This window comes from Albidovulum sediminicola, from assembly GCF_025751575.1.
In the GTDB taxonomy this organism is placed as follows: Bacteria; Pseudomonadota; Alphaproteobacteria; order Rhodobacterales; family Rhodobacteraceae; genus Albidovulum; species Albidovulum sediminicola.
The window spans coordinates 43,831-64,447 of record NZ_JAOWLA010000010.1 but is presented as its reverse complement, the minus strand read 5'-3'; the positions used below and the strand labels follow the sequence as shown (position 1 = coordinate 64,447).

The following is a 20,617-nucleotide window of genomic DNA, read 5'->3' as shown; positions in this document are numbered from 1 at the left end:
GCGCTAGCCCTCCCTCAGCCGTAATGCGAAACCGGCGTGCCCGCGATCGCGGACATGTTCAGAAGGCCCCGCGCCGAGATCGATGGCGTCACGATATGGGCCTTGTTCCCCATCCCCATCAGGATCGGCCCGACCTCAAGCCCGCCGGCGCGCAGCTTGAGCATGTTGCGTGCGGTGCTGGCGGCGTCCGTGTAGGCGAAGACCAGGATATTGGCCGGCCCGTCGAGCCGTGAGTTGGGAAACACCCGCGCCCTGAGTTCGGGATCAAGCGCGTTATCCGCCGACATCTCGCCCTCATAGGCGAAATCCACGCCCTTGGCGTCCAGGATCTCCATCGCCGCGCGCATCCGGGCGCCGGAATCGGTCTCCAGGTTGCCGAAGTTGGAATGCGAGCAGAGCGCCACCTTCGGCACCAGGCCGAACCGGCGCGCATGACGCGCCGCCCCGCAGATCGTGGTGGCGATCTGCTCGGGCGTGGGCACCGCATTCACATGCGTGTCGGCAATGAACAGCGGCCCGTCTTCCTGGATCATCAGCGACAGCGCGCCATGCGGGCTGAGCCCATCGCGCGCCAGCAGCTGCGAGACGTAATTGAGGTGCCAGAGGTATTGCCCGAAGGTGCCGCAGATCATGCTGTCGGCATCGCCCCTGTGTACCGCGATCGCGGCGATTGCGGTGGTGTTGGTGCGCACCACGGCGCGCGCGATGTCGGGCGTCACGCCCCGGCGTTCCATCAGCTGATGGTAGGTTCCCCAGTAATCGCGATAGCGGGGATCGTGTTCGGGGTTGATGATCTCGAAATCGCGGCCGGGCCGGATCGGCAGGCCCGCGCGTTCGCAGCGCCGTTCTATCACTTCGGGGCGGCCGATCAGGATCGGGCTGTCGGTCATCTCCTCCAGCATCGCGTTGGCGCAGCGCAGGACGCGTTCGTCCTCGCCCTCGGAGAAGATGATCTTGCGCGTGGCGCCGCGCGCCGCCTCGAACACGGGCCGCATGATGAGGGCAGAGCGGAAGACCGAGCCGTCGAGCTTCTGCTTGTAGGCGTCAAGATCCGCGATGGGGCGCGTTGCGACGCCGGTCTCCATGGCGGCCTTGGCAACTGCCAGCGCGACGACGCCGATCAACCGCGGGTCGAAGGGCTTGGGGATCAGGTAATCCGCCCCGAAGCTCAGCTTTTCGCCGCGATAGGCCGCTGCGGCCTCGGCGCTCGTCGTGGCGCGGGCGAGGGCGGCGATGCCCGAAACGCAAGCCAGTTCCATCTCGTCATTGATCGTTGTCGCGCCAACATCCAGCGCGCCGCGGAAGATGAAGGGGAAACACAGGACGTTGTTGACCTGATTCGGGAAATCGCTGCGGCCGGTCGCGATGATCGCGTCCGGGGCGACGCCGCGCACCTCGTCCGGCAGGATCTCCGGCGTGGGGTTGGCCAGCGCGAAGACGATCGGACGCGGCGCCATCTTCTTCACCATCTCGGGGGTGAGGACGCCGGGCCCCGATAGGCCAAGGAACAGGTCCGCGCCCTCGATCACTTCGTCCAGTGTCGCGGGCGCGGTCCCCTGCGCGTATCCGGCCTTCTGCGGGGTCATCTGTTCTTCCCGGCCCTCATGGACCAGGCCCGCGAGGTCGCAGAGCCAGACGTTTTCCCGCTTCGCGCCCAGCTTCAGCAGCATGTCGAGGCAGGCGATGCCCGCCGCGCCGCCGCCGGTCGAAACGATCTTGATATCCTCGAACCGCTTGCCCGCGACATGCAGCGCGTTGGTTGCGGCCGCCCCCACCACGATCGCGGTGCCATGCTGATCGTCGTGAAAGACCGGAATGCCCATGCGTTCCCGGCAAAGTCGTTCAACGATAAAACAATCCGGCGCCTTGATGTCCTCAAGGTTGATCGCGCCGAAGGTCGGCTCCAGCGCGCAGACGATGTCGGCCAGTTTTTCCGGATCGCTTTCGTTCACTTCGATGTCGAAGCAGTCGATGTTGGCGAACTTCTTGAAGAGCACCGCCTTGCCCTCCATCACCGGCTTGGAGGCCAGCGCGCCGATGTTTCCAAGGCCAAGGACCGCCGTTCCGTTCGTGACCACCGCGACCAGGTTGCCGCGCGCGGTATAGCGGCTAGCAGTCGCGGGTTCCGCCTTGATCTCAAGACAGGCCTCGGCGACGCCGGGGGAATAGGCGCGCGACAGGTCACGGCCGTTTGCCATCGGTTTGGTCGGCCGGATCTCGAGTTTCCCGGGCTTGGGGAATTCGTGGTAGTCGAGCGCAGCCTGCCGGGCGCTGTCGTGACGGGCCTCTTCCATGATGTCTCCCTATCTAGTTTAACGTTAAACTAGCATCGCCGCTTCGGCCTGCACTTACCACGCCGCTCTCCTGACGCCTACAAGTTTCTGCTACAATGGCACTTGGGGGCCACAAAAGCAGAGTGTCCCCTCGGCGGGAGCATACGATGAGAGCGACGCGCGCCGAAGCCCTTTTGCCACCCCTGCGGCCCGTCCTTTTTCGCCGGGCGCGATCACGGCCCGGCCTCGGCGCTTGCCCGATCGGCGGAATGGCGCGATACATGACCAGATGGTCAAGAAAGGGGTTGCCCATGTCCTCCGCCGACGCCGATCTTGTCGATGCCGCCCGTGCGGTGCGCGAAAACGCCTACGCGCCCTATTCGCATTTCAAGGTCGGGGCGGCGGTCCGCGCGGCCTCCGGCCGTGTCTTTTTGGGCTGCAACGTCGAAAATGTCGCCTACCCGGAAGGGACCTGCGCCGAAGCGGGGGCCATCGCGGCCATGGTCGCGGCGGGAGAGACCGAAGTGACCGAGGTTGCCGTCATCGCGGACAGCGCGGCCCCGGTGCCGCCCTGTGGTGGTTGCAGGCAGAAACTGGCCGAGTTCGCGCGCCACAACACGCCGGTCACGCTTGCCACGACCGAGGGGGCGCGGCTCGAAACGACGGTGGGTGAGCTTCTGCCGGGGCGGTTCGACGCGAGCCACATGGATCGCGCGTGATGGACGCGCGCGGCATCGTTGCGGCGCTTCGCGACGGGCGCGGGTTGTCCGCCGAGGCCGCGCAATGGTTTGCGGCGGGGCTCGCCTCCGGCGATGTGACCGATGCGCAGGCCGGCGCCTTTGCCATGGCCGTCTTGCTCAAGGGGCTGGAAAAGCCGGATCGCGTCGCCCTGACGCTGGCGATGCGCGATTCCGGACAGGTCCTCGATTGGTCCCTGCCGGGACCCGTCGTCGATAAGCACTCGACCGGCGGTATCGGGGATTCCACCTCCTTGTTGCTGGCTCCGGCGCTGGCGGCCTGCGGCGCCTATGTGCCGATGATCTCGGGACGGGGGCTGGGCCACACCGGGGGGACGATCGACAAGCTCGAATCCATCCCCGGCTACGGCACCGATGTCGGTCCCGCCGAGCTTCACCGGATCGTCGCAAATGTTGGCTGCGCGATCGTCGCGGCCTCGGCCGGGATCGCGCCTGCGGACCGGCGCCTTTACGCGATCCGCGACGTGACCGGCACGGTGGAAAGCATCGACCTGATCACCGCCTCGATCCTGTCGAAGAAGCTTGCCGCCGGGCTTGAGGCGCTGGTGCTGGACGTCAAGGTGGGCTCCGGCGCGTTCATGAAGAGCATGGCGGACGCCCGCGCGCTGGCGCAGTCGCTGGTCGAAACCGCGAACGGCGCGGGGTGCCGGACATCCGCGCTGATCACCGACATGAGCCAGCCGCTGGCCTCGACCGCCGGCAACGCGCTTGAGGTGCTGGAGGTGATGGAGACCTTGACCGGCACGGCCGTAAACCGCGCGCTTTGGGACGTGAGCGTCGCGCTGGGGGGCGAGGCGCTGGTTCTGGCCGGGCTTGCCGGCGACACGGGCGAGGGCGCGGACCAGATCAGCGAGGCGTTGGAATCGGGCCGCGCCGCAGAGACGTTCGGCCGCATGGTCGCCGCGCTGGGCGGCCCGTCGGATTTCGTCGATCACTACCCCGACCGTTTGCCCGCGGCCCCCATCGTCAGGGATGTTCCGGCGCAAACCGATGGTTTCGTTTCGAAAATCGATACGGAAGCCCTGGGCCACGCTGTCGTGCACCTGGGCGGCGGGCGGCTGCGGGGCGGTGACAGGATCAACCCCTCGGTCGGGCTGTCGGATCTTCAGCGCCTGGGCGCCCCCATGGCCCGGGGTGAGACCTTGGCCCGCGTTCACGCCGCCGACGAAGATGCGGCGGAGCGCGCCGTGGTCGCCGTGCAGGCCGCCTTCCACTTGGCCGAGGTCGCGCCGGAACTGCCGACGCTTGTCCACGAAAGGCTGGGATGATGGCCCGCGCGTTTCTGATCGTGATGGATAGCGTCGGCTGTGGCGGTGCGCCGGACGCGGGGGCGTTCTTCAATGGCGCTGTGCCAGACACCGGCGCCAACACCCTGGCCCACATCGCGGCGACCTGCGCCGCCGGGCGGGCGGAGGAGGGGCGTTCAGGCCCCCTTCACATGCCCAATCTCGATACGCTGGGGCTTGGCGCGGCGGTCACGCTCGCGTCGGGCGCCCCCGTGCCCGGCTTGGGCGCGAAGCCGAGCGGGTTGTGGGGTGCTGCGACCGAGGTGTCGAAGGGCAAGGATACGCCTTCGGGTCACTGGGAACTTGCGGGCGTGCCGGTGCCTTGGGAATGGCACTACTTTCCCGACACTTGCCCGGCCTTCCCTCAGGACCTCATGGATCTTGTCGCGCGGTTGGCCGGCACCAAGGGCACGCTTGGGAACTGCCACGCCTCCGGCGTTCCGATCATCGAGGAACATTGCGCCGAACATATGCGGACCGGTTGGCCCATCTGCTACACCTCTGCCGACAGCGTGTTCCAGATCGCCGCGCACGAGGAGACCTTCGGCCTCGACCGGCTGCTCAAGCTTTGCCAGGATCTCGCTCCGACCCTTCACGCCATGCGCGTGGGCCGCGTGATCGCCCGCCCCTTCGTCGGCACGACCGGAAACTTCCGGCGCACCGCCAACCGGCACGACTACGCGATCGACCCGCCTGCGCCCACACTATGCGACTGGGTTTCGGGGGCCGGGCGCAGGGTCTACGGCATCGGAAAGATCGGCGACATCTTTTCCGGCCGCGGGATCACCGAGGTGCGCAAGGGGACGGATGCTGCACTTTTCGAACATTTGCTGACCTTGTCTGAGGATGCTTTGGATGGTTCCTTGACATTTGCCAACTTCGTTGAGTTCGACAGCCTCTTTGGCCATCGCCGCGACGTGTCGGCCTATGCCCGCGCGCTGGAGTGGTTCGATCGCATCGCGGGGGAGTTCATCGCCAAGCTGCGGGATGGGGATCTGGCGATTTTCACAGCCGATCACGGCAACGATCCGACCTGGACCGGGACGGATCACACCCGCGAAAGGGTGCCTGTACTGGGCTTCGGGCGTGGAACGCGCGCGATCGGGCATGTGGGCTTCGTGGATGTCGGCGCTTCGGTCGCCGATCACCTTGGCGTGCCCGCGCAAGGGCCGGGGAGAAGCTTTCTGTGACACCGCGAACGATGCGCGCGACCCGGCGGCGCAAGGATAGGGACGGATGACCATGCTGCCGAAGATCGAGCTGCACCTGCATCTTGAGGGCGCCGCGCCGCCCGCCTTCATCCGTGGGCTGGCGGCGGAAAAGAAGATGGACATCTCAGGCATCTTCGACGCGCGCGGCAATTACAGCTACGCCGACTTCTGGCACTTTCTGAAGGTCTATGAGGCGGCGACCGAAACGCTTCAATCCCCGCGCGACTACTACCGGCTGACCCGCGCCGTGCTTGAGGAAAGCGCGGCAAGCGGTGTGATCTACAGCGAAACCTTCCTGTCGCCTGACTTCTGCGGCGGCCGTGATCTCGGGGCCTGGCGCGAATACCTGCATGCGATCCGCGAAGCGGCAGAGGAAGCCGCGCGTCAGGACGGCATCGTCTTGCGCGGGATCGTCACCCCGATCCGGCATTTCGGCCCTGAGAAGGCGCGGGAAACGGCGATCTGCGCGGCGGAGACGGCGGGCGACTGGATCGTGGGATTCGGCCTCGCGGGGGATGAAAAGATCTGCAAGCCCAAGGACTTTGCCTGGGCATTCGATGCCGCGCGTGAGGCCGGGTTGCGCCTGACCTGCCATGCGGGCGAATGGGCCGGGCCCGAAAGCGTCAGGGACGCGATCCGCGACCTTCGGGCCGAACGGATCGGGCACGGCGTGCGCGCGATCGAGGATCTGGCGCTGGTCGACGAACTCGCCGAACGGGGCGTGGTGCTTGAGGTCTGTCCCGGATCGAACATCGCGCTCGGCCTTTATCCGGGCTGGCGCCAGCACCCGATCGGGCAGCTTTACGACCGTGGGGTGAAGGTGACGGTCTCGACCGATGACCCGCCGTTCTTTCACACGACCATGGCGCGAGAATATGACCGCCTGGCCGATGCCTTCGACTGGGATGCGGGTGTTTTTGCGACCATTGCCAGGACATCGGCCGAGGCTGCATTCTGCGACCCGACCACCAAGGAAAAGATTCTGAAGAAACTGGAGCCCGCGCATGCTTGAACACCTCAACGTCGTCCGCCACCCGCTTGTCCAGCACAAGCTGACCATCATGCGCGACAAGACGACCTCGACCAACACCTTCCGCCGCCTGCTGAGGGAGATCAGCCAGCTTCTGGCCTACGAGATCACGCGCGAAATGGAGATGACGACGCGGACCATCGAGACGCCGCTGTGCCCGATGGAGGCTCCCATGCTGGCGGGCAAGAAGCCGGCGCTGATCTCGATCCTGCGGGCGGGCAACGGGCTTCTGGACGGGGTGCTGGAGCTTATGCCCGCGGCGCGCGTCGGGTTCGTCGGGCTATACAGGGACGAAAAGACCCTTGAGCCGGTCCAGTACTACTACAAGGTGCCCTCGGAGATGGAGGAGCGTCTGGTGATCACCCTCGACCCGATGCTTGCGACGGGCAACTCCTCGGTCGCGGCGATCGACCTGCTGAAGAAATCGGGCGCGCGGAACATCCGCTTTATGTGCCTTCTGGCGGCGCCAGAGGGGATCGCGCGCATGCAGGCGGCACATCCGGATGTGCCCATCGTCACAGCGGCGGTGGATGAGCGGCTGAACGAGCACGGCTATATCGTGCCAGGGCTTGGCGATGCGGGCGACCGCATGTTCGGGACCAAGTAGGCGGGGCTTTACGCGCCTGCGGCCCTGCGTCATCCTTGCCGTGAAGGCGGAGGGTTGGAAATGCGGGGCAGGGCGTGGCTGATGGCGATGTCTGCGGTGGCTGCGGTGGCTGCGGTGTCGGTGTCCGACGCCGGTGCCGTCCCCGTGTCGGAGGTCTCCGGCCCGGCGGAGCCTGCGCCAGAGGGCTACCAGGGCAGGCAATTCGTCGACAGCACCGGCTGCATGTTCGTGCGCGTCCCTGGCAGTGACGGAGGCTTTGTCTGGGCACCTGTGGCGACCGCTGAGGGGGAACACCTTTGCGGCCACAAGCCCACGGCAACGCTGAACCTGAGCGTCGATGCCCCTCCGCCACCCCAGGAACCAGCGCCCGCACCGGAGCCGCTGCCGAAGGCCACGCCGGACGCCATCGAAGAGCCCGCGGAGCCGCAGGACGCGGTTGCCGAGCCCTTGCCAGCACCCGCGGGGACAGAGATCGCGCCGCCTGAGTCCGTGTCCACCTCAACCCGGCCATCGCGGCTCTTGTCGATCACGCTGGTTCCGCGCACGGCCACCGAGTGCGCGGGCGCGGCCGAGGTCGTGGAAGCCTATCTGCTGGCGGATGGGCGCGAGCCGCTGCGATGCGCGGGGCCATCCGACGATCCGCTGACCGAACTGGTTGCGCGCGGGTATCTCAAGGCCCCCGCGCGCGCGCCCGCCGTGCCGAAGGGCGCGCGCTACCTGCAATTGGGCGCCTTCGGCCAGGCCCTCCACGCGGATCGCTGCGCCGCGCTTGTCGAGCGGTTGGGTTTCGCGGCGGAGCGGCGGGCCCGGCGCGGCAGTTCGCTGACGCTCGTCCTCGCCGGGCCGTTCGATGACCCCGAGGACCTCCGCGCGGCCTGGGTCGCATTCCATACGGCGGGTTATCGCGACGCCTTCTACCGCTGATCCTCAGCCCGAGCAGATCCCCTGGATCGCCACCCAGTCGCCGTCGCTCAGCACAGGCTCCGTGGCGGCGCCGCTGCGGAAGGGGTCAGCCTCGATCAGGGCCAGCGTCGCCTCGCCGCTGGGGTCGATCGCGTAGGCGTAGGGGGTGGAGGGAACGCCCGCCTCGGCAAAGGCGCCGACCAGCGCCTCGGCCCGAACGGGGGCAAGCGGGGCGGTCAGGAAGGTTTCGGCATACCCATGGACCGCGCCATCCGACAGCTCCCCCGTGGTCAGGAGCCGCAATGCGGTTGCAAGGCCCGCCCAGTCAAGCAACTCACGCACCGGGTCGGCCTGATCGGCGCGCAGCCGCGCGGCCAGAAGATGGCCCGCCAGCACCTCGGGCGGGGCGTCGGATTCGGCGAAGGTCCGGGGAAGAACAATGCGACCGCCCGGCAGCGATCGCGGCGCATCGAGCCCGGTTGGCAGCACCAGGAGCGCACCGCGTCCGGCACCCAGAACCCGCGTCGCGAGCCGCGCCAGTGCCGCCTCGCCCTCGGGCGTGGAACAGGGCGCGCCCGTCAGCCGGCCAAGGTCGGCCAGCACCCGCGATCCGATGTCGTCACGCTTGGCGGCTGGAAGGATCTTGGCGGTATGGGCGACCAGCGCGCCCGGCAGCCAGAACAGCAGAAGCGCCAGCAGAACCGCGACGAAGGCGGCCAGAAGCCCCTGGCGCAGCCGTCCCGGATGGGGGCGCCGTGCCTCGATCAGGCGATGCACCTTGCCAATCGCGGCGATCATGGTGTCGTCCCCGATCTCCAGCTCTTCGCCAGCATCAGCGCCGGGGGCGTAAAGCGCTGGCCGCTTGCCGGGGTTCAGGCGCACGATCGCGGGCAGGGACCAATGCGCAAGTGCGCTCATCGTGCGCGTGTCCGAGATGACGAGCGTCGCATCGCCGAACACGACCAGAACCTCGCGGCGCTGCCCCTCGGGCGCGGAACGCCAAAGGCCGGTCGATTCCAGCCGCTGATATTCGGGTAGCGCCGTCATGGGCGGGGCGGGCCTGCTCTTGCCTCGTTTGAAGTGAGGATAGACCATTGCGGTTTCGGGAACAATCGCAAGCCCGTTCGCCTTGGCCCGCAAGGTCGCGGTTGATTTGCGCTTCGAAGCCGCCTAACCAGCAGCGGCCCAATCCGCGGAGACCGCCATGGCCCAGAACGATTTCGAAGCCCGCCACCTAGAGACACTGGATCGCGACCTCGGCCGCCTGTCCAACCTGGAAACGGCGACGGCCTATGTCGCGCGGCCGATGGTCGGGCCGGGCATCGCGCTTGTGTTCATCGCCCTGGCCGGGCTGGCGGCGGCACTTTTCTTCGGGCAGACCAGCAACACCATGGTCGTGGTGATCGCGGCGGTCTTCGGCGCCTACATGGCGCTGAACATCGGGGCGAACGATGTCGCCAACAACATGGGGCCGGCCGTTGGCGCCAATGCGCTGACCATGGGGGGCGCGATCGTCATCGCCGCGATCTTCGAAAGCGCGGGGGCGCTGATCGCGGGCGGCGATGTGGTCAAGACGATCTCCAAGGGGATTGTCGCGCCCGAAAGCATCGAGACCTCGGCCGTCTTCGTTTGGGCGATGATGGCGGCGCTGCTGTCTTCGGCGCTTTGGGTGAACCTCGCGACCTGGATCGGCGCACCGGTGTCGACCACGCACTCGGTCGTCGGCGGCGTCATGGGGGCGGGGATCGCCTCGGCCGGGTTCGGCGCGGTGAACTGGGCGACGATGGGCACCATCGCGGCGAGTTGGGTAATCTCGCCGATGCTGGGCGGGCTGATCGCGGCCGGGTTCCTCTGGTTCATCAAGGCGCGCGTGATCTACCGGCAGGACAAGATCGCCGCCGCGCGGGTCTGGGTGCCGGTGCTTGTGGGCATTATGGCGGGGGCCTTCGCGGCCTACCTGTCGCTCAAGGGGCTCAAGCATCTGGTCAAGATTTCCTTCCAGATGGCGCTGCTGATCGGCCTTGTTGGCGGCATTGCGACCTGGGCGGTGATGATCCCGGTCATCCGCCGCCAGTCCCGGGGCCTGGAAAACCGCAACAAGTCGCTGAAGGTCCTGTTCGGCATCCCGCTGGTCGTCTCTGCGGCGCTCTTGAGCTTCGCGCACGGCGCCAACGACGTTGCAAACGCCGTGGGGCCGCTGGCCGCGATCGTCCAGGCCTCCGGCAGCGGAGAGATCGGCGGCAACGTCAGCATCCCGCACTGGGTCATGGTGATCGGTGCCCTGGGGATCTCCTTCGGGCTGTTCCTCTTCGGGCCGAAGCTGATCCGCATGGTCGGCAGCCAGATCACAAAGCTCAACCCCATGCGGGCCTACTGCGTGGCGCTTTCGGCGGCGGTGACGGTGATCGTGGCCAGCTGGCTTGGCCTGCCGGTCAGTTCGACGCATATCGCCGTGGGCGCGGTCTTCGGCGTAGGCTTCTTCCGCGAATGGGACGCGGAGCGGCGGCTGAAACTGAACCGCATCGCCAGCCCCGAACGCCCGGTCCTGGGGGCGGAAGAGCGCGGCCGCCGCAAGCTGGTGCGGCGTGCGCATTTCATGACGATCATCGCCGCCTGGGTGATCACTGTGCCGGCGGCGGCGCTTATGTCGGCGGCGCTCTTCTACGGTATTCGCGCCTTGGCAGGGTAGGGGCCGAGGCCCCGCCCCCTCACATCGCTTTCGCGCGGACCCGAAGCTCGAACTTCTGCACCTTCCCGGTCGAGGTCTTGGGGAGCTCGCAGAAGACAACGAACTTGGGCGTCTTGAACCCGGCCAGCCGCGACCGGGCGAAGGTGATCAACTCGGCCTCATCGGCCTCCGCCCCCTCTTTCAACTCGACGAAGGCGCAGGGCACCTCGCCCCATTTGTCGTCGGGCTTGGCCACGACCGCACAGAGGGACACCGCCGGGTGGTGCATCAGCGCGCCTTCCACCTCGACCGAAGAGACGTTTTCCCCGCCGGAGATGATGATGTCCTTCGCCCGGTCGGTGATCTTGATATAGCCGTCCGGATGCTGGAAGGCGATGTCGCCCGACCGGAAGAACCCGCCCTTGAACGCCTCCTCGGTGGCCTTTGGGTTCCGGTAGTAACCCTTCATCACCGAATTGCCCCGGATCGCGATTTCGCCCACGGTGGCGCCGTCGCGGGGCACGGGGTTGCCCTGTTCGTCATGGACCGAGATATCCTCCATGAACGGCATGAGGACGCCGGTGCGCGCCTTGATCGCGGCACGTTCCTCCTGCGGCAGGTCATCCCAGCGCGCGTGCCACAGGCATTCGGTGACATGGCCGTAGGTTTCGGTCAGCCCGTAGACCTGCGTGACGTTGAAGCCCAGGGGCTCGATCGCGGCCAGCGTCGCGGCGGGCGGGGGGGCGCCGGCGGTGTAGACCTCGACAATGTGGTCGAAGTCGCGCCGGTCGCCGGGCTTCGCGTTGATGATCGAGTTCAGGACGATGGGCGCGCCGCCCATGTGGGTCACGCCCTCGTCCGCGATGGCGTCGTAGATGTTTTTGGCGGTGATGTCGCGGCAGCAGACCACAGTGCCGCCCACCGCCGGCATCATCCAGGTGTGGCACCAGCCGTTGCAATGGAAGAGCGGCACGATCGTGAGGTAGACGGGCCTAATCCCCACGGCCCAGGTGACCGCCGTTCCCATCGCCAGCAGATAGGCACCCCGGTGGTGGTAGACGACACCCTTCGGCCGCCCTGTCGTGCCGGAGGTGTAGTTGAGCGCAAGGCTCTCCCACTCGTCGCGCGGCATGTGCCAAGGGGCGTGGGGGTCGCCCGTGGCCAGGAAATCCTCGTATTCCAGATGCGCACCCGAGGGCTGGTAACCCGCCTCGCGGTCCGCGACCTCAATGATCATGGGGGCGGGGCCCTGCATCAGCGCGATAGCGTCGGCAACCAGCGGCAGCAGCGCGGTATCGGCCAGCACCACCTTCGCCCCGCCGTGATCGAAGATGTAGCCCACCGTGTCGGCATCGAGGCGCGTGTTGATCGTGTTCAGGATCGCGCCGGTGGCGGGAACCCCGAAATGCGCCTCGGCCTGGGCGGGGATGTTGGGCAGAAGCGTCGCCACCACGTCGCCCGACACGACGCCCGCGCGTGTCAGCGCCGAGGCCAGCCGGCTGACCCGGGCATGATACTGCGCATAGCTGCGGCGCGTTCCCTTGTAGACGACCGCCGTCTGTTCCGCGTGGACATCGGCCGCCCGCGCCAGGAAGGACAGCGGCGTCATCGCCACGAAATTCGCGGGGGTCTTGTCGAGACCCGTTTCATCTGCAAGCCAGCCCATGGCACTCCTCCCCGACCGTTAATGTCGCAATCAGGCGCGAATATGGGGGGTTGGCGCGGTTCAAGGGAAGTGGAAAACGACACTGGATCTGAACATGACGACATTGGCGGGCACCGCGCCTGCGAACCGGACACTTGCGGCGGCGGGCGCAATCCTCGTCTATGCGCTGCTGATCGGCTTCACCGACAACTTCGTCCAGCATATCGCGGCGGATGGCGGGCTATGGCAGTTTCACGTCATGCGCACGGTGATGGCCTTCGCGCTTCTCGGGCTCGCGGCGGTGCCTTTGCGGCTGAGGCTCAGGCCGCGGAACTGGCGCGCGGTCGGGTTTCGCAGCCTCGTTCACGGCTCGGCCATGGTCGTCTACTTCGGTTGCCTGGCCTTCCTGCCCGTCGCGGTCGTCGCGGCGGGGCTCTTTACCGCGCCGATCTTCGTCCTGCTCATTTCGCGGCTTGCCTTCGGCATCCATATCGGACCTTTCCGCATCCTTGCCGTCGCGGTCGGGTTCCTGGGGGTGATGATGGTTCTCGGACCGGGCGGGGACGTGGCGATCGGCCCGGCCACCGTCCTGCCGGTGGCGGCTGGTGCGCTCTATGCGCTGGGCAACATCGCCACGCGCCAGTGGTGCGCGAAGGAAAGCGCCGAAACGATGGTGGCGGGTTTCTTCGCCGCGCTGGGATGCTATGGCGTACTCGGCCTTCTCGTCCTTGCCGTCTGGCAACCCGAGGTCCCCGCAGGCACCGAGGGCTTCATCCTGCGCGGTGCGGTCTGGCCGACGGCATCGTTCCTGATATGGACGTTCATCCAGGCCGGGGGCTCGCTTCTGGGCGTGGCCATGATGGTCAAGGCCTACCAGATGGCAGAGGCGAGCCGCGTCGCGGTCTTCGAATATGTCATCCTGCCCGCCTCGGCCCTCTGGACCTGGATCATCTGGGGCGAGCTCTTGTCGGCACGGGCGATGGCAGGCATGGTCCTGATCTTCCTCGCGGGTCTGATCATCGCGCTACGCGGCCGGTAACCCCTTCTTCATTGCGGAAATACCCCGCAGGGGATCCGGGGGGGCGCGAAGCCCCCCGGCCTCGCCGCAAAGCGCGCGTTCAGGCGGCTTGGGCCCCCGGCGCGAAGCGGGCATAGAAGCTCTCGCCCCTCTCGGCCATGTCGCGGAGCAGGCCGGGCGCGCGGAAGCGCGCGCCATGCGCGGCCTCCAGCCCCTCGCATATCTCGACGGCACGCGCCGCCCCGATCATGTCCAGCCAGGAGAACGGGCCGCCCGACCAGGGGCAGAAGCCCCAGCCGAGGATCGCACCCACATCGCCTTCGCGGATGTCGGTCAGAACGCCCTCTTCCAGCGCCCGCACGGCCTCAAGCACCTGAACTAAAAGAATCCGGTGCTGCACCTCGGTCAGTTCGGGTTGATCCGGGGACACCGGCCACAGACCCGCCAGCCCGTCCCAGAGCCCGCTGCGCTTGCCGCCCGCGTCATAGGCGTAGAACCCCGCGGCAGCCTTGCGGCCCAGGCGCCCCCGGTCCGCCATCGCGAACAGCACCTCGTCAACCGCGCCGTCGGGATAGGCCGCCCCCATCGCCGCCTTGGTGGCCTTGGCGATCTTCACGCCAAGGTCGATCGAGGTCTCGTCCACCAGTTGCAGCGGCCCCAGCGGCAGGCCCAGAAGCTTTGCGGCATTCTCGATCAGCGCGGGTTCCACGCCCTCGGCCACCATGCGGATGCCCTCGTTGATATAGGGGATGATGCAGCGGTTGGCGTAGAAAAACCGCGCGTCGTTGACGACGATCGGGGTCTTGCGGATCTGCCGCACGAAGTCGAGCGCCTTGGCCACGGCGACCTGGCCCGTTTCGCGGCCCTTGATGATCTCGACCAGCATCATCTTGTCGACGGGGCTGAAGAAGTGGATGCCGATGAACTGCTCCGGGCGTTTGGAGGCTTTCGCCAGCCCGCTGATGGGCAGGGTCGAGGTGTTGGTGGCGAAGATCGCGCCTTCGGGCAAGGCCGCCTCGGCCTTGGCCGTGACCTCGGCCTTGACGGCCGGGTCCTCGAACACCGCCTCCACCACCAGATCGCAGCCCGCAAGCGCGGCGTAGTCGGTGGTGGCGGCGATCTGGGCCAGGACCTTCGCCTTGCTCTCCGCCGTCACCTTGCCGCGCTTCATTCCCTTGTCCAGGATGGCTTCTGAATGCGCCTTGCCGCGGTCGGCGGCCTCTTGCGTGGCATCGATCAAGACGACCTCGATCCCGGCATTTGCCGCCACATAGGCGATGCCCGCCCCCATCATGCCGGCGCCCAGAACGCCCAGCCTGCTCACCTTCTGGTCGGCCACGGCGGGCCGGTTCGCGCCCTTCTCCAAGGCCTCCTTGTTGAGGAAGAGCGACCGGATCATGGCGGAGGACGAGGGGTTCATCAGCACCTTGGTGAACCAGCGCGCCTCGATCCGAAGCGCGGCGTCAAAGGGCACCAGCGCGCCTTCGTAGACCGCCGACAACAGCGCCTTCGCCGCCGGATAGACCCCCATGGTCTTGCCCAGCACCATGGCGGACGCCCCGACGAAGGTCATGAAGCCGGCCGGGTGATAGGGCGCGCCGCCGGGCATCTTGTAGCCCTTCTGGTCCCAGGGCTTCACAAGGTCCGCATCGGTGGCGCCCAGTATCCATTCCTTGGCGCGGGCCAGAAGCTGGTTGGGGGCGACGACCTCGTCGACGATCCCGGCAGACCTGGCGCGCTGCGGGTCCGAGAGCTTGCCCTCCAGCAGGAAGGGTGAGGCCGCCATGGGCCCGAGCTTGCGCACCAGCCGCGTGGTGCCGCCCGCGCCGGGGAAGATGCCGACCAGGATCTCCGGCAGGCCGATCTTGGCCTTGGGATTGTCCGCCGCGATGATGCGATGGCAGGCGAGCGGAATTTCCAACCCGATCCCCAGCGCCGTGCCGGGAAGCGCCGCGACGATGGGTTTGCCGCCCTTCTTCGATTTCGGGTCCATGCCCGCCAGCTCGATCTTCCGTTCCAGCGCGTGGAAACGCATGATCCCCTCGAAAAGGCCCCGCGCGGGGTCGGCGCCGGCATCCTCCTTCATCTTGGCGATGACGTTGAGGTCCATGCCCCCGGCGAAGTCCTTCTTGCCGGAGGTCAGGATCACGCCGCGCGCGGCCGGGTCCGCCAGTGCCGCGTCGATCAGCGCCTCAAGCTCGGCCATGCCCTCAAGGCTCAGCACGTTCATCGACTTTCCCGGAACATCCCAGGTGATCGTCACGACGCCGTCGGCATCCTGGGCAGCGGTGAATTCGGGCATCGGAACCTCCGTTAGTCGAGTGGGCTGCCGTCGCGGCGGGTGCGCCGCACGGTGCCGTTTTCGCGGGTGTAAAGCTTGTCGATGTCGCTGTAGTGCACGCGGTCGGATGGGGCGCGGGTGCCGACGACCAGATAGGAACAGGCTCGGGCGGATCGGTTGAGGACATGGTGCCCGTTCGCCTCCCCCGCGGGCCAGCAGGCCGCATCGCCGGGAAGAAGCCTGTGGGCGCCGTCATCCTCCACGACCGTCGCCTCGCCCGACAGGACCAGCAGGAACTCGTCCTCCGCCTCGTGCCAGTGGCGGTCGGAGGAGGCGGCGCCTGGCGCAAGCGTCTCCACGAAGGCGCCGAACTGCGTCAGGCCGCCGGTGTCGGAGATCAACTCGGCCGTGTAGTCCCCCAGATGCGCGATCTGCGCCGCGGTCGCCGTTTCGCACCGTGCCGTCCCCTTGCGCACGATCATCGCGGGCCCTCCCAGGGCGTGCCGTCCTTGTAGGTGAACGTCGCGACGCCGTCGGCGATCTCGACCCGCATGTCGACATCGCAATAGGTCCCGACCTCCTGTCGGGCCTTCGTGCCGACCACGAGGAACTGCGCGATCCGGTCGGAGCGGTTGACGAAATGATGGCCGTTGGCATCGTTGGCCGGGAAGGCGGCGCAGTCGCCGGGCAGCATCGGATGTTCGCCGTCATCGTCGATCAGCACGCATTCGCCCGCTGTGACCATGACGAATTCGTCCTCGTTCCGGTGCCAGTGGCGCAGGCTCGACATGGCGCCGGGTTCGAGCGTGACGAGGTTGACGCCAAACTGCGTCAGGCCCCCGGCCTCCCCCAGACGAAGGGAGGAACGCCCCACCATCATCGAGGCGTAGGGTTCAGGGTAGATGGACCCGGTCTTGAGCGGGCAACGGTTCAGGTCGAGCTTCGGCATTCTGTTCTCCCTCGGGGGCCCTCGGAAGGGTCAGACCCGTTCGATGATGGTGGCGGCCCCCATGCCCGAGGCGATGCAAAGCGTGGCAAGGCCGGTGCCCTTGCCGGTCCGCTCAAGCTCGTCCAGCAGCGTGCCGATGATGATCGCGCCGGTCGCGCCCAGAGGATGACCCATGGCGATGGCGCCGCCGTTGACATTGACCCTGGCCGGGTCGGCGTCGAAGGCCTGAAGGAAACGCAGCACGACCGCGGCGAAGGCCTCGTTCACCTCGAAGAGGTCAATGTCGGCGATCGACATGCCGGCCTCGCGCAGGATCTTTTCCGTCACCGGGACGGGGCCGGTCAGCATGATCGTGGGGTCGGTGCCGATCTTGGCGGTCGCGCGGATGCGCGCGCGCGGCGTTAGCCCGTGGGCCTTGCCGAACTCCGCGTTGCCGATCAGGACCGCCGCCGCACCATCGACGATGCCGGAGGAGTTGCCTGCGTGGTGGATATGTTCGATCCGCTCCAGGTGGGGATATTTCATCAGCGCGAGCTTGTCGAAGCCGGGCATGACCTCGCCCATCGCCTTGAAGGCCGGGTCGAGTTTGGCGAGCGCCGCCATGTCGGTGCCCGGGCGCATGTATTCATCGCGATCGAGGATCGTCAGCCCGTTCTGGTCCCTGACGGGAACGATCGAGCGGGCAAAGCGCCCTTCTGCCCAGGCCCGCGCCGCACGGGCCTGACTTTCGACCGCCAGCGCGTCGGCGTCTTCGCGCGAAAACCCGAACTCGGTCGCGATGATGTCGGCCGAAATGCCCTGCGGGACGAAATAGGTCTTCATCGCCAGGCTCGGATCGACCGCGATGGCCGCCCCGTCCGATCCCATGGGCACGCGGCCCATCATCTCCACCCCGCCCGCGATATAGGCGGCGCCCGCGCCACCCTTGACCTGGTTGGCGGCGAGGTTCACCGCCTCCATCCCCGAGGCGCAGAAGCGGTTGATTGAGAGCCCCGGAATGCTTTCGTCGAGGCCCGAGAGCAACACGGCCGAGCGCGCCAGACAGCCGCCCTGTTCGCCCACCTGCGTGACGTTGCCCCAGATCACGTCCTCGACCGCGTGCCCCGTCAGCCCGTTGCGGTCGCGCAGCGCATCCAGGAGCCGGGCGGAGAGTGCGACCGAGGTCACCTCGTGCAGGGCGCCGTCCGGGCGGCCCTTGCCCCGTGGCGTTCGTGCCGCGTCGTAGATATAGGCGTCCGTCATCGTTACCTCCGCGTCATTTCGCTTCCCGGTCGGACGGGTTGCCGGGCATCAGGTCATAGGGGGGCTTCCAGCCGGGCAGGGCGGCGATGTTGCTCAGCCAGCGGTCGATTTCGGGCCAGTCGGCGCGGGAAAAGCCGAAGGGCTCCGGGTAATAGAGATAGCCGCAGCAGGAGAGATCGGCGATCGTGGGGCCGTCCCCAACCAGCCAGTCCCGGCCTTTCAGATGCGTGTCGAGCGTCGAATACGCGCCCTTCAGCCGCGCCTGCATGAAGGTGATGACCTCTTTCGGACGCCGGCCCTCGGGCAGGAAGTTCATCAGGAACCGTGTCGATCCGGCCTGAGAGGACATCTTGTGATTGTCCCACAGGACCCAGCGCAGGACTTCCTCTGCCGCGCCGGGCGCGCCGCCGAGTTTGCCCGTGCGGGCCACGACGTGATACATGATCGCGCCCGATTGGGTCAGGATGTGGCCATCCTCCTCGAAGACCGGCACCTCGCCCATCACGTTGAGCTTGCGGAAGGCTTCGGTGCGCGTGGCCCCGTTGAAGAAATCGACGAATAGGGGTTCCCAGTCATAGCCCGCGAGCGTCAGGGTCAGCGCCGCCTTGTAAGCATTGCCGCTTTCGCCGAAGCAGTGGAGTATCGCTGTCATGCCGCTGTCCTCATGGCGCCGTTGGCGGTGGGGGGCCTCACGCCCCCCACACCCCCCGTGGGGTATTTTTCAATGAAGAAGAAGGATTTGTTAACCGATTCCCCGCACGCTTGGTGTCACGGTACAGGCTGGGGAGCCGATGACCGTCAATGGAGAAGTCGCCCCGGTCCGAGCGGCAAGCACCCGAAGCGTTCGGGACGACGGACGGGCCGGGGCGCGCCGTTTGCCCTTTCTCCATTGTCGAAATACCCGTTCCACCGGCCGTGGCGGGCGCGCGGACGCCAAAGAGCCCTGCGGTCGTCTCCGGGACTTTCATCAGAACGCCTCGGCGCTCAGGGCCATGACCGGATCGGCGCCTGACTGAATGCGGGCAAGGCGGAGGGCGGTCGCGGGCAGTTCGCGCGCCATGTAGTAGCGGCCCGTCGCGAGTTTGGCCCTGTAGAAGTCGGCATCGCCGTCGCCGCGTTCAAGCGCGTTGTGCGCGGCCAGGGCGGCGCGCGACCACATCAGCCCCATGCAGACATGCCCGAAGAGGCTCATGAAATCGTAGGAACCGGCCAGCGCGGCGTTGGGGTTCTTCATCCCTTCGGCCATGAAGAACATGCCCGCGGCCTGGAGGTCCTTTGATGCAGCCTTGAGCGGGTCGAGGAAGCCCGCCTTCAACTCCCCGTGGCCTTCGTTTTCCTTGATGAAGCCCTTCACCATGTCGAAGAAGCCCATGATCGGCTTGCCGCCGTCGGCTGCCAGCTTGCGGGCGACAAGGTCGAGCGCCTGCACCCCGTTCGCGCCCTCGTAGATCATCGTGATGCGGGCGTCGCGGACGAACTGGGACATGCCCTGTTCCTCGATATAACCATGCCCGCCGAAGACCTGCTGGGCGTTGACCGTGGACTCGAAGCCCTTGTCGGTCAGGAAACCCTTGATGACCGGGGTGAGGAGGGAGATCAGCCCCTCGGAAGCCGCGTCACCCCCGCGCTGCGCGCGATCGACAAGCGCGGCGCCCCAGTAGGTCAGCATGCGCGCGCCCTCCACGAAGGCCTTTTGCGCCATCAGGTTGCGGCGGATGTCAGGGTGGACGATCAGCGGGTCGGCCGGATCGGCGGGGTTTTCCGGGCCGGTCACCGCGCGCCCCTGAAGCCGTTCCCGCGCATAGGCCCGCGCGTGCTGATAGGCCGCCTCGGCCACCGCGTAGCCCTGGAGGCCGACGGAAAGCCGCGCCTCGTTCATCATCGTGAACATCGCGCGCATGCCCTTGTGCAGGTCGCCAAGCAGCCAGCCCGTCGCACCGTCGTAATTCATCACGCAGGTGGCATTGCCGTGGATGCCCATCTTCTCCTCGATCTTGCCGACCGAGACGGCGTTGCGCGCGCCAAGGCTTCCGTCCGCGTTGACCAGAACCTTCGGCACGATGAAGAGCGAAATGCCCTTGGTTCCTTCGCCGCCCCCCGGGGCCTTGGCAAGAACAAGGTGGATCACGTTTTCCGCCAGGTCATGGTCGCCGGCCGAGATGAAGATCTTCTGCCCGGTGATGCGGTAGCTGCCGTCCTCCTGCGGTTCGGCCTTGGTCCGCATCAGGCCCAGGTCGGTGCCGCAATGCGGCTCGGTCAGGTTCATCGTGCCGGTCCAGTCGCAACCGACCAGCTTCGCGAGGTAAGCCGCCTTCTGCGCCTCGGTCCCGTGGGCCTGGATCGCGGAGTAGGCGCCATGGGTCAGCCCCTGGTACATGTTGAACGCCATGTTGGCGGAGACGAAGATCTCTCCGGTCGCGCAACTCATCAGATAGGGCAGGCCCTGGCCGCCATAGGCCGGATCACCGTCGATCGCGGTCCAGCCACCCGCCTTCAATTCCGCGAAGGCTTCCTTGAAACCCGAAGGGGTCACGACCATGCCGTTTTCGAGCCGACAGCCCTCGGCATCGCCGGAGGCATTGAGCGGGGCGAGCACGCCGCTGGCGATCTTGCCCGCCTCCTCAAGGATGGCCCCGGTGAAATCGCGGTCCAGATCGGCGTAGCCGGGCGTGTCGTCGTGACTGACTTTCAGAACCTCGTGCAGAACGAATTGCATGTCCTGCGTTGGCGCTGTGTAGCTCGGCAT

17 protein-coding genes are annotated in these 20,617 nt (G+C 67.1%); 8 read left to right on the top strand and 9 right to left on the bottom strand.

The window, feature by feature from the left end:
* Positions 1-14: 14 nt before the first annotated feature.
* Positions 15-2,294, bottom strand: coding sequence for an NADP-dependent malic enzyme (locus OE647_RS11735; RefSeq protein ID WP_263721923.1), 2,280 nt, complete (start codon positions 2,292-2,294; stop codon positions 15-17).
* 290 nt (positions 2,295-2,584) lie between these two features.
* On the opposite strand from OE647_RS11735, the gene OE647_RS11730 reads away from it, so the two are divergent.
* The 6 genes from OE647_RS11730 (at position 2,585) to OE647_RS11705 (ending at position 8,089) form a co-directional block, all read left to right on the top strand.
* Entirely contained in the window at positions 2,585-2,992 is a 408-nt protein-coding gene (locus tag OE647_RS11730) for a cytidine deaminase (protein WP_263721921.1), read from the top strand.
* Positions 2,992-4,299, top strand: a complete 1,308-nt coding sequence (locus OE647_RS11725) for a thymidine phosphorylase (protein WP_263721920.1) — start codon at positions 2,992-2,994, stop codon at positions 4,297-4,299. Before OE647_RS11730 ends, OE647_RS11725 begins: the two co-directional genes overlap by 1 nt.
* A complete protein-coding gene (locus OE647_RS11720) occupies positions 4,299-5,507 on the top strand; it encodes a phosphopentomutase (protein ID WP_263721919.1) in 1,209 nt (402 codons plus the stop codon). Before OE647_RS11725 ends, OE647_RS11720 begins: the two co-directional genes overlap by 1 nt.
* A 46-nt stretch (positions 5,508-5,553) precedes the next feature.
* Positions 5,554-6,540 (top strand): adenosine deaminase, encoded by a 987-nt coding sequence (locus tag OE647_RS11715; protein WP_263721918.1) that lies wholly within the window; start codon positions 5,554-5,556, stop codon positions 6,538-6,540.
* The gene (upp, locus tag OE647_RS11710; protein ID WP_263721917.1) at positions 6,533-7,165 is read left to right on the top strand and encodes a uracil phosphoribosyltransferase; all 633 of its coding nucleotides are present in this window, start codon (positions 6,533-6,535) and stop codon (positions 7,163-7,165) included. The genes OE647_RS11715 and upp overlap by 8 nt, the downstream gene beginning before the upstream one ends.
* 81 nt (positions 7,166-7,246) lie before the next feature.
* Positions 7,247-8,089: an SPOR domain-containing protein gene (locus OE647_RS11705; protein ID WP_263721916.1), complete on the top strand. Its 843-nt coding sequence runs from the start codon at positions 7,247-7,249 to the stop codon at positions 8,087-8,089.
* Between the two features lie 3 nt (positions 8,090-8,092).
* Here OE647_RS11705 and OE647_RS11700 read toward each other — a convergent pair whose 3' ends face one another.
* Positions 8,093-9,115 (bottom strand): hypothetical protein, encoded by a 1,023-nt coding sequence (locus OE647_RS11700; RefSeq protein WP_263721915.1) that lies wholly within the window; start codon positions 9,113-9,115, stop codon positions 8,093-8,095.
* A 157-nt stretch (positions 9,116-9,272) separates the two neighbouring features.
* On the opposite strand from OE647_RS11700, the gene OE647_RS11695 reads away from it, so the two are divergent.
* Positions 9,273-10,757, top strand: a complete 1,485-nt coding sequence (locus tag OE647_RS11695) for an inorganic phosphate transporter (protein WP_263721914.1) — start codon at positions 9,273-9,275, stop codon at positions 10,755-10,757.
* Positions 10,758-10,776: 19 nt separating this feature from the next.
* Here the strand turns inward: OE647_RS11695 and OE647_RS11690 are convergent, their stop codons facing one another.
* Complete coding sequence (locus tag OE647_RS11690; protein ID WP_263721913.1) at positions 10,777-12,402, bottom strand: AMP-binding protein; 1,626 nt, start codon at positions 12,400-12,402, stop codon at positions 10,777-10,779.
* 94 nt (positions 12,403-12,496) lie between these two features.
* Between OE647_RS11690 and OE647_RS11685 the strand changes: the two genes are divergently transcribed.
* Positions 12,497-13,420, top strand: coding sequence for a DMT family transporter (locus OE647_RS11685; protein ID WP_263721912.1), 924 nt, complete (start codon positions 12,497-12,499; stop codon positions 13,418-13,420).
* 79 nt (positions 13,421-13,499) lie between these two features.
* On the opposite strand, the gene OE647_RS11680 is transcribed toward OE647_RS11685, so the two are convergent.
* From OE647_RS11680 to OE647_RS11655, 6 genes are all read right to left on the bottom strand, one after another.
* A complete protein-coding gene (locus OE647_RS11680) occupies positions 13,500-15,701 on the bottom strand; it encodes a 3-hydroxyacyl-CoA dehydrogenase NAD-binding domain-containing protein (protein WP_263721911.1) in 2,202 nt (733 codons plus the stop codon).
* A gap of 11 nt (positions 15,702-15,712) precedes the next feature.
* Positions 15,713-16,162, bottom strand: coding sequence for a cupin domain-containing protein (locus OE647_RS11675; RefSeq protein WP_263721910.1), 450 nt, complete (start codon positions 16,160-16,162; stop codon positions 15,713-15,715).
* A complete protein-coding gene (locus OE647_RS11670) occupies positions 16,159-16,629 on the bottom strand; it encodes a cupin domain-containing protein (RefSeq protein ID WP_263721909.1) in 471 nt (156 codons plus the stop codon). Before OE647_RS11670 ends, OE647_RS11675 begins: the two co-directional genes overlap by 4 nt.
* A 30-nt stretch (positions 16,630-16,659) precedes the next feature.
* On the bottom strand, positions 16,660-17,871 hold the full coding sequence (locus OE647_RS11665; protein ID WP_263721908.1) for an acetyl-CoA C-acetyltransferase: 1,212 nt from the start codon (positions 17,869-17,871) through the stop codon (positions 16,660-16,662).
* A gap of 13 nt (positions 17,872-17,884) precedes the next feature.
* Positions 17,885-18,523, bottom strand: coding sequence for a glutathione S-transferase family protein (locus OE647_RS11660; RefSeq protein ID WP_263721907.1), 639 nt, complete (start codon positions 18,521-18,523; stop codon positions 17,885-17,887).
* Between the two features lie 315 nt (positions 18,524-18,838).
* Positions 18,839-20,617: an acyl-CoA dehydrogenase C-terminal domain-containing protein gene (locus OE647_RS11655; protein ID WP_263721906.1), complete on the bottom strand. Its 1,779-nt coding sequence runs from the start codon at positions 20,615-20,617 to the stop codon at positions 18,839-18,841.

Bases quoted from the DNA above. Each gene is read 5' to 3' on its own strand.
- OE647_RS11715 (WP_263721918.1), top strand. From the start codon at position 5,554: ATGACCATGCTGCCGAAGATCGAGCTGCACCTGCATCTTGAGGGCGCC.
- OE647_RS11735 (WP_263721923.1), bottom strand. From the start codon at position 2,294: ATGGAAGAGGCCCGTCACGACAGCGCCCGGCAGGCTGCGCTCGACTAC.
- OE647_RS11695 (WP_263721914.1), top strand. From the start codon at position 9,273: ATGGCCCAGAACGATTTCGAAGCCCGCCACCTAGAGACACTGGATCGC.
- OE647_RS11690 (WP_263721913.1), bottom strand. From the start codon at position 12,402: ATGGGCTGGCTTGCAGATGAAACGGGTCTCGACAAGACCCCCGCGAAT.
- OE647_RS11665 (WP_263721908.1), bottom strand. From the start codon at position 17,871: ATGACGGACGCCTATATCTACGACGCGGCACGAACGCCACGGGGCAAG.
- OE647_RS11655 (WP_263721906.1), bottom strand. From the start codon at position 20,617: ATGCCGAGCTACACAGCGCCAACGCAGGACATGCAATTCGTTCTGCAC.
- OE647_RS11675 (WP_263721910.1), bottom strand. From the start codon at position 16,162: ATGATCGTGCGCAAGGGGACGGCACGGTGCGAAACGGCGACCGCGGCG.
- OE647_RS11700 (WP_263721915.1), bottom strand. From the start codon at position 9,115: ATGACGGCGCTACCCGAATATCAGCGGCTGGAATCGACCGGCCTTTGG.
- OE647_RS11720 (WP_263721919.1), top strand. From the start codon at position 4,299: ATGGCCCGCGCGTTTCTGATCGTGATGGATAGCGTCGGCTGTGGCGGT.
- OE647_RS11725 (WP_263721920.1), top strand. From the start codon at position 2,992: ATGGACGCGCGCGGCATCGTTGCGGCGCTTCGCGACGGGCGCGGGTTG.
- OE647_RS11685 (WP_263721912.1), top strand. From the start codon at position 12,497: ATGACGACATTGGCGGGCACCGCGCCTGCGAACCGGACACTTGCGGCG.
- OE647_RS11730 (WP_263721921.1), top strand. From the start codon at position 2,585: ATGTCCTCCGCCGACGCCGATCTTGTCGATGCCGCCCGTGCGGTGCGC.
- OE647_RS11680 (WP_263721911.1), bottom strand. From the start codon at position 15,701: ATGCCCGAATTCACCGCTGCCCAGGATGCCGACGGCGTCGTGACGATC.
- OE647_RS11705 (WP_263721916.1), top strand. From the start codon at position 7,247: ATGGCGATGTCTGCGGTGGCTGCGGTGGCTGCGGTGTCGGTGTCCGAC.
- OE647_RS11660 (WP_263721907.1), bottom strand. From the start codon at position 18,523: ATGACAGCGATACTCCACTGCTTCGGCGAAAGCGGCAATGCTTACAAG.
- OE647_RS11670 (WP_263721909.1), bottom strand. From the start codon at position 16,629: ATGCCGAAGCTCGACCTGAACCGTTGCCCGCTCAAGACCGGGTCCATC.
- upp (WP_263721917.1), top strand. From the start codon at position 6,533: ATGCTTGAACACCTCAACGTCGTCCGCCACCCGCTTGTCCAGCACAAG.